This is a genomic window from Vibrio genomosp. F10 str. 9ZD137, from assembly GCF_049974785.1.
GTDB lineage: Bacteria > Pseudomonadota > Gammaproteobacteria > Enterobacterales > Vibrionaceae > Vibrio.
This window is the reverse complement of the sequence record NZ_JBNGCJ010000847.1, coordinates 1-9,466: the sequence shown is the minus strand read 5'-3', so window position 1 is coordinate 9,466 and position 9,466 is coordinate 1. Positions and strand designations below refer to the sequence as shown.

General features: G+C 44.5%; 9 protein-coding genes. 6 read left to right on the top strand and 3 right to left on the bottom strand.

Annotated elements, in window-relative coordinates:
* Positions 1–277: 277 nt before the first annotated feature.
* The 3 genes from ACP45E_RS19125 to rluF all read left to right on the top strand — a co-directional run bounded on the left by ACP45E_RS19125 (position 278) and on the right by rluF (position 2,336).
* Positions 278–418: a DUF3149 domain-containing protein gene (locus tag ACP45E_RS19125; RefSeq protein WP_017035100.1), complete on the top strand. Its 141-nt coding sequence runs from the start codon at positions 278–280 to the stop codon at positions 416–418.
* Between the two features lie 157 nt (positions 419–575).
* A complete protein-coding gene (gene smrA / locus ACP45E_RS19120; protein WP_017035099.1) occupies positions 576–1,157 on the top strand; it encodes a DNA endonuclease SmrA in 582 nt (193 codons plus the stop codon).
* A gap of 132 nt (positions 1,158–1,289) precedes the next feature.
* The gene (rluF, locus tag ACP45E_RS19115) at positions 1,290–2,336 is read left to right on the top strand and encodes a 23S rRNA pseudouridine(2604) synthase RluF (RefSeq protein WP_026026738.1); all 1,047 of its coding nucleotides are present in this window, start codon (positions 1,290–1,292) and stop codon (positions 2,334–2,336) included.
* Between the two features lie 62 nt (positions 2,337–2,398).
* Here the strand turns inward: rluF and upp are convergent, their stop codons facing one another.
* Positions 2,399–3,025, bottom strand: a complete 627-nt coding sequence (upp, locus tag ACP45E_RS19110; protein WP_017035097.1) for a uracil phosphoribosyltransferase — start codon at positions 3,023–3,025, stop codon at positions 2,399–2,401.
* 177 nt (positions 3,026–3,202) lie between these two features.
* Here upp and purM point away from each other — a divergent pair, with 177 nt between their 5' ends.
* The gene (gene purM, locus ACP45E_RS19105; protein WP_017035096.1) at positions 3,203–4,243 is read left to right on the top strand and encodes a phosphoribosylformylglycinamidine cyclo-ligase; all 1,041 of its coding nucleotides are present in this window, start codon (positions 3,203–3,205) and stop codon (positions 4,241–4,243) included.
* Positions 4,244–4,245: 2 nt separating this feature from the next.
* Positions 4,246–4,884, top strand: a complete 639-nt coding sequence (purN, locus tag ACP45E_RS19100; protein ID WP_017038745.1) for a phosphoribosylglycinamide formyltransferase — start codon at positions 4,246–4,248, stop codon at positions 4,882–4,884.
* 108 nt (positions 4,885–4,992) lie between these two features.
* Here purN and ACP45E_RS19095 read toward each other — a convergent pair whose 3' ends face one another.
* Positions 4,993–5,838, bottom strand: a complete 846-nt coding sequence (locus tag ACP45E_RS19095) for a class II glutamine amidotransferase (RefSeq protein WP_017035094.1) — start codon at positions 5,836–5,838, stop codon at positions 4,993–4,995.
* A gap of 36 nt (positions 5,839–5,874) precedes the next feature.
* Positions 5,875–6,450, bottom strand: a complete 576-nt coding sequence (gene lpcA / locus ACP45E_RS19090; protein WP_017038744.1) for a D-sedoheptulose 7-phosphate isomerase — start codon at positions 6,448–6,450, stop codon at positions 5,875–5,877.
* A 291-nt stretch (positions 6,451–6,741) separates the two neighbouring features.
* On the opposite strand from lpcA, the gene fadE reads away from it, so the two are divergent.
* On the top strand, positions 6,742–9,186 hold the full coding sequence (gene fadE / locus ACP45E_RS19085; protein ID WP_017038743.1) for an acyl-CoA dehydrogenase FadE: 2,445 nt from the start codon (positions 6,742–6,744) through the stop codon (positions 9,184–9,186).
* Positions 9,187–9,466: the final 280 nt, after the last annotated feature.

Here is a 9,466-nt window from a genome sequence, read left to right as displayed (position 1 = left end):
CTACCAAGCTGCGCTATTCACCGAGATGCCAATCAGCTATTCGCTGTCAACGGATTGGTATATTACTTATTAATTACGTTAACGCAAGCCCTTTGAAGGCTTTTTTCCTCAAAACCGTATCGTTCGATTAATTACCATCCAATTGCCCATAAACGTGATGGAAAACACACCATACCCATCAAACATTCACCAGCCTTATGAGATTTGATCTGGATCAGTAACGACCATTTAACCAACACGTAACATCAAAGCCATCACTAATAGTCGGAAGAAAATTATGGAATTATGGCTTCAACTCCTATTTGGCAACGCAGTGGGTCTCTCTTCAATGATCGTCATTTTTACCACTCTTAGTCTCATGCTCTTTTTTAGTGGTTTTTTCATCTACAAAATTTTTAAAGATGATCCATCAAACTAACGCCTAAAACGTCCTACCTTTCATTAGATAACGAACTCTATCGCAGAGAAGCCCGAGTGCTTGCTCTGCTTTCTGATTTCTGCTGGTGAAATTTTCTAGACTCCTCACGTTATCCAAATTAATCTCTTTATAAAAGACCATTAATTGAGGGGCACTGATGTCTCATGATGACGACTTTTCTCTTTTTCAAGAGATGATGGGGGATGTAAAGCCCCTCACACACGACACTGCTGAATTAAAACACAAGCACAGCGTTTCTATTGCGCAACAAGCTAAGCAACAAGCGGCTATTTGGCTGACGGAAGACGACCCAGAATACCTATCTATTGATTACGCACCTCTGTTAAAGCCAGAAGATTTAATTCAATTCAAACGAGACGGTGTTCAACACGGTGTGTACAAAAAACTCCGCCTTGGGAAATACCCTATTCAAGCAAAATTAGACCTTCATAAAAAGACACTCAAAGAAGCGCGTGAAGAAGTCGTAAAATTTCTAAAGCAGTGTTTACTGTGGGATATACGTACGGTACTTATTGTGCATGGCAAGGGCGCTCACTCTAATCCCCCTGCATTGATGAAAAGCCACCTTGCCAGCTGGGTAACGCAAATTCGGGATGTCCAATGCGCCCATAGCGCCCTTCAGTTTCATGGAGGAACCGGCGCGATTTACCTCATGCTACGAAAAAGTGATGATAAAAAAACCGAGAATAGAGAGCGTCATCAAAAACGAATGGGATAACTTTGAGTGAAATGCTACACTCCGCCCAATTAATAAGCGACATACTGCTTTGCTTAACATTAATCCGTTGTGAAACGTAACGAGGTCACTATGCCACAGAAAAAACAGACAACATCTCAGAACCAATCCACCATGCCACAAGATAATACTCAGTCTCAAGAAGGCGCTAAACGTCTCAATAAATTCATTAGTGAAACCGGATTTTGTTCACGCCGAGAAGCCGATAGACTTATTGAACAGGGTCGAGTCACCATTAATGGTTTAGTTCCAGAAATGGGCACTAAAGTCGTGGCGGGTGATGAGGTCTGCATTGATGATAATCCGGTTCGTTCTAAAGAAAAACCTATCTATATCGCCCTTAATAAGCCAACAGGGATTACCTGTACAACGGAACGAGATATTCCTGGCAACATCGTTGATTTTATTGGCCACCATAAACGAATCTTCCCTATTGGCCGCCTTGATAAGCCGTCCGATGGTTTGATTTTTCTGACCAATGATGGCGATATCGTCAATAAAATATTGCGAGCAGGGAATAACCACGAAAAAGAGTATGTGGTTCGTGTCGACAAACCGATCACCGATGACTTCTTAAAACACATGGCTGCGGGTGTTCATATTCTTGATACCGTTACCTTGCCATGTAAAGTCTCTAAAGAAACCAAGTTCTCTTTTCGCATCGTACTGACTCAAGGTCTAAACCGTCAGATTCGTCGGATGTGTGAAGCGTTAGGCTATGAAGTGTTTAAACTTCGCCGAGTTCGCATCATGAATATCTCTATTGATGGTATCCCAAATGGAGAATGGCGCTACCTAAGCGCAGAAGAAGTGAATGAGATTCTCACGATGTGTGAAGACTCAAGCGGAACCGAAGATGCCTCAAAAAATGATGCGAAAGGCGTACGAATTCGTCGAGCTACGGACGCGAAGCTGTTTGATAGCCGTGAAGAAAATCAATCGAGCACCGCACGACGAAACCAGAAAAACCGTACCTTTAGAGGGCAAAATGCGGATGAGTTTCGTCACGCGCCAAACTCTAGCAAGGGCAAAAAGAACTTTCATGGCAAAGCACCGGTTCGTCCTGACCGCACTGGGGGAAATGCCTCGAATATGCACAGCGACGCTCACAATTCTTCTTCAAGAACACGAAAGCCGGGCACATTAAGCTTAAAAAAATAGTGCATCAAAAATAAAAAAGGGAGCGATGATCGCTCCCTTTTCGCATTATGGTCTATTTACGATTACTTCGTACCAAAAATCTTATCGCCAGCATCACCTAAGCCAGGGACAATATAACCTTTGTCGTTCAACTTTTGATCAATGGCAGCCGTGTACAGCTCAACGTCTGGGTGCGCTTTCTCTAATGCTTCAATACCTTCTGGCGCAGCAACCAATACCAACACCTTAAACTGAGTACAACCCTGCTCTTTTAGAAGATCAATGGTCGCGATCATTGACCCGCCAGTCGCTAGCATTGGATCAACAACAAGCGCGATACGCTCATCGATGTTAGAAGCCAGTTTATTGAAATAAGGGACAGGTTCTAATGTCTCTTCATCACGGTAAATACCCACAACGCTAATACGTGCGCTTGGCATATGCTCGAGTACACCATCCATCATACCCAGACCTGCACGCAAAATAGGCACTACCGTTACCTTTTTGCCTTTCAGTTGATCAACCTCTACAGGGCCATTCCAGCCTTCAATAGTCACTGTTTCTGTTTCAAAATCAGCTGTTGCTTCATAAGTAAGTAAACTTCCGACTTCGGTTGCTAACTCACGAAAACGTTTCGTGCTGATATCACCTTCTCTCATTAGACCAATTTTGTGTTTTACAAGAGGGTGCTTAACTTCAACCACTTTCATTTTCATCTCCGGCATTTTTAGTATTTTTGAACAAACCCTCAGATTATACACGATAACAAACTCTATTTCAGGATGGATAGATCAATAAAAAAACTCGCGCAAACGTTTGCTCTTTATGTTTAAGCACTGGTAGAATAGCGCCGTTTTCATATCCAACTTAAATCCGAGGACTTCCCTGTGAGCGCAAATAACTCTTCTCTAAGCTACAAAGACGCTGGTGTTGATATTGATGCAGGCAATGCGCTTGTTGACCGAATTAAAGGTGCGGTAAAACGTACTCGTCGCCCTGAAGTGATGGGTGGCATTGGCGGGTTTGGCGCTCTGTGTGAATTGCCAACCAACTACAAGCAACCTGTTTTAGTATCTGGTACTGATGGCGTAGGCACTAAACTCCGCCTTGCTTTGGATATGAACAAGCACGACACAATTGGTATCGATTTAGTCGCCATGTGTGTAAACGACCTGATTGTTCAAGGTGGAGAGCCGCTATTCTTCCTAGACTACTACGCAACCGGCAAGCTTGATGTCGATACTGCTGCAGACGTTGTGACCGGTATTGCTGAAGGTTGTATTCAAGCAGGCTGTTCACTTATTGGTGGTGAAACCGCTGAAATGCCTGGTATGTACGAAGGCGAAGACTACGATGTTGCTGGCTTCTGCGTCGGTGTTGTTGAAAAAGAAGACATTATTGATGGCACCAAAGTCGCGGCTGGTGATGCGCTTATCGCGGTTGGTTCAAGTGGCCCACACTCTAATGGCTACTCTCTTATTCGTAAGATTCTTGAAGTATCTGGCGCTGATAAGACGGAAGAACTAGACGGTCGCACTATCGGTGAACACCTTCTAGAGCCTACTAAAATTTACATTAAATCAGCACTTAAGATGATTGCAGAGCACGATATCCACGCGATCTCTCATATCACCGGTGGTGGTTTCTGGGAAAATATCCCACGCGTACTTCCTGAAGGCACCAAAGCGGTTGTTGATGGTTCAAGCTGGGAATGGCCTGCAATCTTCAACTGGCTACAAGAAAAAGGCAACGTAACCACTCACGAAATGTACCGCACCTTTAACTGTGGTGTTGGCCTCGTTGTTGCCCTACCTAAAGACCAAGCAGACGCAGCGGTTAAGCTTCTTCAACAAGAAGGTGAAAACGCTTGGGTTATCGGTGAAATCGCTCAAGCAAAAGCGGGCGAAGAACAGGTTGAGATCAACTAAATATGAAGAGCATAGTTGTTTTAGTTTCAGGGAATGGTTCTAACTTACAAGCGATTATCGATGCTTGTGAAACCAGTATTGATAGCGGTAAAGTGACGGCTGTTTTTTCGAATAAGGCAACGGCTTTTGCTCTTGAGCGAGCAAAAAAAGCGGGCGCAGATGGTATCTTTATCGATCCAGAAGCCTTTGATACTCGTGATGCATTCGACAGGGAATTAATGCGTCAGATGGATGGGTATCAGCCTGATTTAATCATTTTGGCGGGTTACATGCGTATTTTAAGTGGCGAGTTCGTTCGCCATTTCTTAGGCCGAATGATCAATATTCACCCTTCATTACTGCCGAAATATCCAGGTTTAAACACCTATCAACGAGCTATCCACGCCGGTGATGAAGAGCACGGTACAAGCGTGCATTTTGTTACCGAGCAACTCGATGGTGGCCCCGTTATCCTACAAGCAAAAGTGCCTATTTTTGATGCGGATACTGTTGAAGTGCTGACCGAACGTGTTCAAACACAAGAGCATAAAATCTACCCATTAGTGGCTCAATGGTTTGTTGATGGGCGCTTAAAAATGGAAGATGGTAAAGCATTCTTAGATGGTGAAAAACTGGGTATCCATGGATACGCTCAAGAATAGTTCTATTGATAGAGCAAACAGATAAACAAAAGGGTTGATGTGGAAGCATCAACCCTTTTTGTATCAATCTTCTTGCAACAGCCCTTCTTGCATCGCATCAATATCGATTTAAGCTAATGGCTGAGCAGGCGCTTGGCAGCGTGGTTTGGCTTCTGCAAACGCAACATTTTCTAACTTGTGCGCATTGCCATCAATTAACTCTCCAAAGTGAAAAATACCAAATTCGCTCGGCTTCATGCGATGCCATATTTCGTTGTCTGTTAAAGGCTGAGTGGCAACGACGGTGACAACATCATTAGGCGTGGTTTCTTCTAAAAAGTTAATGGTGACTTCTTCATCAATAAGGCTCGCCTTACCGAAAGGAGCTCGCCTTGTTATCCAATAAAGGTGATTAGTACAATACGTCATTACGTATTCGCCATCGGATAAAAGCATATTGAATACACCTTTCTCCTTTAATTGATCACAACACTGAGCAATGAATCGAAATGCCCCGACCATGTCTTGAGGCGGCTCTGGGTAACGTTCTTCTAACTGCTTCAATAACCAACAAAAAGACAACTCACTGTCGGTTTCTCCAACGGGCCTAAAGCGACCGGTGTTTAAGTCATCGTAATCGGACAACTGTCCGTTATGAGCAAAAGTCCAGTAGCGTCCCCATAATTCACGAGTGAACGGGTGAGTATTCTCCAAATTAACAGAGCCTCGATTGGCTTGTCTGATATGGCTCACGACAGCACGGCTTTTTATTGGGTAATGCTGCACTAATTCCGCTATTTTAGAATCGCAGCTCGGCTTCGGGTCTTTAAACGTTCGAAACCCTTTTCCTTCATAAAACGTAATTCCCCAACCATCTCGGTGTGGCCCTGTATTGCCACCACGCTGAATTAGCCCGGTAAAACTAAAACAGATATCGGTTGGTACATTAGCGCTCATTCCGAGCAATTCACACATGGCTTCATCTAATCCTTTAAGCAAATACGAACGTTGTTACGCCATCTCTTTTTCAATAAGCTGAATAACAATATGAATAATTTTGATATGGATCTCTTGGATACGGTCGGCATAACCAAAGTGAGGAACGCGAATTTCAACATCCGCTAGCCCGGCCATTTTGCCGCCATCTTTTCCGGTTAACGCGATTGTTTTCATGCCTTTTGCTTTTGCAGCATCTATCGCTTTCAAGATATTCCCTGAATTGCCTGACGTAGATAACCCAAACAGCACATCACCTTTTGAGCCAACGGCTTCGACATAACGAGAGAACACAGAATCATAGCCAAAATCGTTACTTACGCATGAAATATGGCTCGGATCTGAGATAGCGATGCCTGGATACCCCGGTCGGTTTTCTCGATAACGCCCTGTCAGCTCTTCTGCAAAATGCATAGCATCACAGTGAGAACCGCCATTGCCACAAGAGAGTACTTTTCCACCTTGCTTAAACGAATCGGCAATCAATTTAGCGGCGGCTTCAATTTGTGCCAAATTGTGTTCATCACTTAAAAACGCATTCAATACGTCGGCAGCTTCTGTCAGTTCGCTTTTAATTAATTCCTGATACATATCTGTGATCTCTTGTTGAATTGGATTAAGCGTAATCTTTGTTACCACTTTACCCCTGAGTTTACTAAAACAAATTCCAGTGTCGATAGTTAGCCAGTAAGAAATCGAATTTAGGCACGCATTAATGAATATAAATCACCACTCACCGCTCACTATTAGAACTTTCACTCTACTTGGATCACTTTTTAACCACATTGGTATTTTACATTTTATTAATATATTGTTTACACTCTACTGGTTAGACCTCTTATGAGATTACAGTGCAATAAACGGCTAGAAAAGGAAAACGCCATGGAAACCTTGCTCTCTATACTTAGCTTCACCGCTATTTTTACCCTTTGTTTGTACCATCGAAGCTCGCTGGTGATGTCATTAGTGGCGCTCACAGCCACCATGTTTGCCCTATCAATATGGGGGAACGCAGGATTTTTGAGTTGGGCACTCTATTTTGCTGCGGTTGTGCTGTTTACCGTACCGTCAGTACGACAAGGTGTTTTCAGCCAAAAAGCGCTCACGCTGTTTAAAAAAGTCTTGCCAGCGATGTCGCAAACAGAAAAAGAAGCCCTCGATGCGGGTACCGTTTGGTGGGAAGCCGAACTGTTTAAAGGCAAACCGGATTGGAAAAACCTGCACAGCATCGCAGCGCCTAAGTTATCCAAAGAAGAAAAGGCTTTCCTTAACGGTCCAGTGAATGAAGTGTGCGCCATGGTTAATGACCACCAAGTCACTCATGAACTTGCCGATCTGCCTCCAGAGGTATGGCAATATCTAAAGGACCATAAGTTCTTTGCTATGATCATTAAGAAAAAATATGGCGGGCTTGAGTTTTCTGCCTATGCGCAATCTTTGGTCCTTCAAAAGCTCACCGGTGTGTCGAGCGTTCTATCATCAACCGTCGGTGTTCCAAATTCACTCGGCCCTGGGGAACTCCTCCAACATTACGGTACTGAAGAGCAAAAAAATCACTACCTACCTCGTCTAGCGAATGGCATCGAAATACCTTGTTTTGCTTTAACCAGCCCAGAAGCTGGCTCAGATGCAGGTTCAATTCCAGACTTTGGGGTTGTTTGTAAAGGTAAGTGGCAAGGCAAACAGGTGTTGGGCATGCGCCTAACATGGAATAAGCGCTACATTACACTTGCACCGGTCGCAACGGTACTCGGTTTAGCATTTAAACTGCGAGATCCAGATGGGTTACTGGGTGACAAGCCAGATCTAGGGATCACCTGTGCATTGATCCCGACTGACCTGAAAGGCATAGAGATCGGCAACCGTCACTTCCCTCTTAATGTTCCATTTCAAAATGGCCCAACCCAGGGGAAAGACATCTTTGTTCCGATTGACTTCATCATCGGCGGCGAAAAAATGGCGGGACAAGGCTGGAGAATGCTCGTCGAGTGCTTATCCGTGGGGCGTGGTATCACTCTGCCTTCAAATTCAACCGGTGGTCTTAAATCAGCAGCGTTAGCAACCGGAGCTTATGCTCGTATTCGCCGCCAGTTCAAGCAACCTATTGGTCACATGGAAGGGGTAGAAGAGCCCCTAGCACGCCTTGCTGGTAACGCTTACGTCATGGACGCTGCGAGTAGCCTAACCGTAGCAGGTATCGATTTAGGCCAAAAGCCGTCTGTTATTTCTGCCATCGTTAAGTATCACTGTACTCACCGTGGACAACGCAGCATCATTGATGCAATGGACATTGTCGGCGGAAAAGGCATTTGCTTGGGGCCTTCGAACTTTTTAGCGCGCGGTTACCAAGGGTCGCCAATCGCTATCACTGTAGAAGGTGCCAATATTCTCACTCGATCGTTGATCATCTATGGTCAAGGAGCGATTCGTTGTCACCCATACGTTCTCGACGAAATGAATGCGGCGCATTCCGAGGCCAATGATGCGTTAGAGAAATTCGATGCGGCATTAGCAGGTCACGTGACGTTTACCATGAGTAATCTGGTTCGCAGCCTGTGGTTTGGTTTCACTGATGGCTTTGGCTCTGAGGCTCCGACCAAAGATTTCACTAAGCGTTACTATCAGCAGTTGAATCGTTACAGCGCGAACATGGCATTACTATCGGATATTTCAATGGTTGTGTTAGGCGGTTCGTTAAAGCGCAAAGAGCGAATGTCTGCTCGACTGGGTGATATTCTAAGCCAACTTTACCTCAGTTCTGCGACGCTGAAACGCTTTGATGAAGATGGACGCCCTCAAGAAGATAAAGCTATGGTTGACTGGGGCCTGCAAGATAGCTTGCAACAAACGGAAGTAGCGATTGATGAATTTTTAGCGAACTTCCCTAACCGAGTTATCGCTTCAGCGCTTCGTATCCTAATTCTACCTTTTGGTAGAGTACGCCGAGCACCAAGCGATAAGCTGGACAGTAAAGTGGCAAAAATCATTCAAACTCCAAGTGAGACTCGTTCTAGAATTGGTCGAAACCAGTACCTTGAAGATACGCCGTTTAATCCAGTTGGCCGCATAGAGAAAGCACTGGAGATCATTCTTCAAGCTGAGCCAATCTTCGATAAAGTGTGCAAGGGGATAGAGCAGCGTAAAGCGTTCTTAGCACTCGATAAGATTGCTGAAATCGGATTAGAAAACAACCTTATCGATGACGCAGAAGCGGCGATACTGAGAAAAGCAGAAGTGGAGCGTCTGTACGTGATCAATGTTGACGACTTCAGCCCCGAGGACCTTGCTGCAAAGCCTCAATATCCTGCCGTCGGTAACGTAGCCTAAAAATCGCTCTCTCAAATAGCAAGCACTAAAAGGCCGATTAACCACTGAGTTAATCGGCCTTTTCTCTACCCATTTATCAACGGTTATTGCTTATCTGTTTACCTGTCTATCTGTTTAATTTTGCTATGAGATTGGCTATTGGTTCAAATCACAACATTACTTTACGCTTTATTTCTTAGGCATATCCAACTGCATTTCTGGTAACGCCTTTTTAGCCGCATTGAGTTTTCGTCGTATGAACCACACCGCCAGCCCCACTAAAATGAGATCGGAAGAGCGG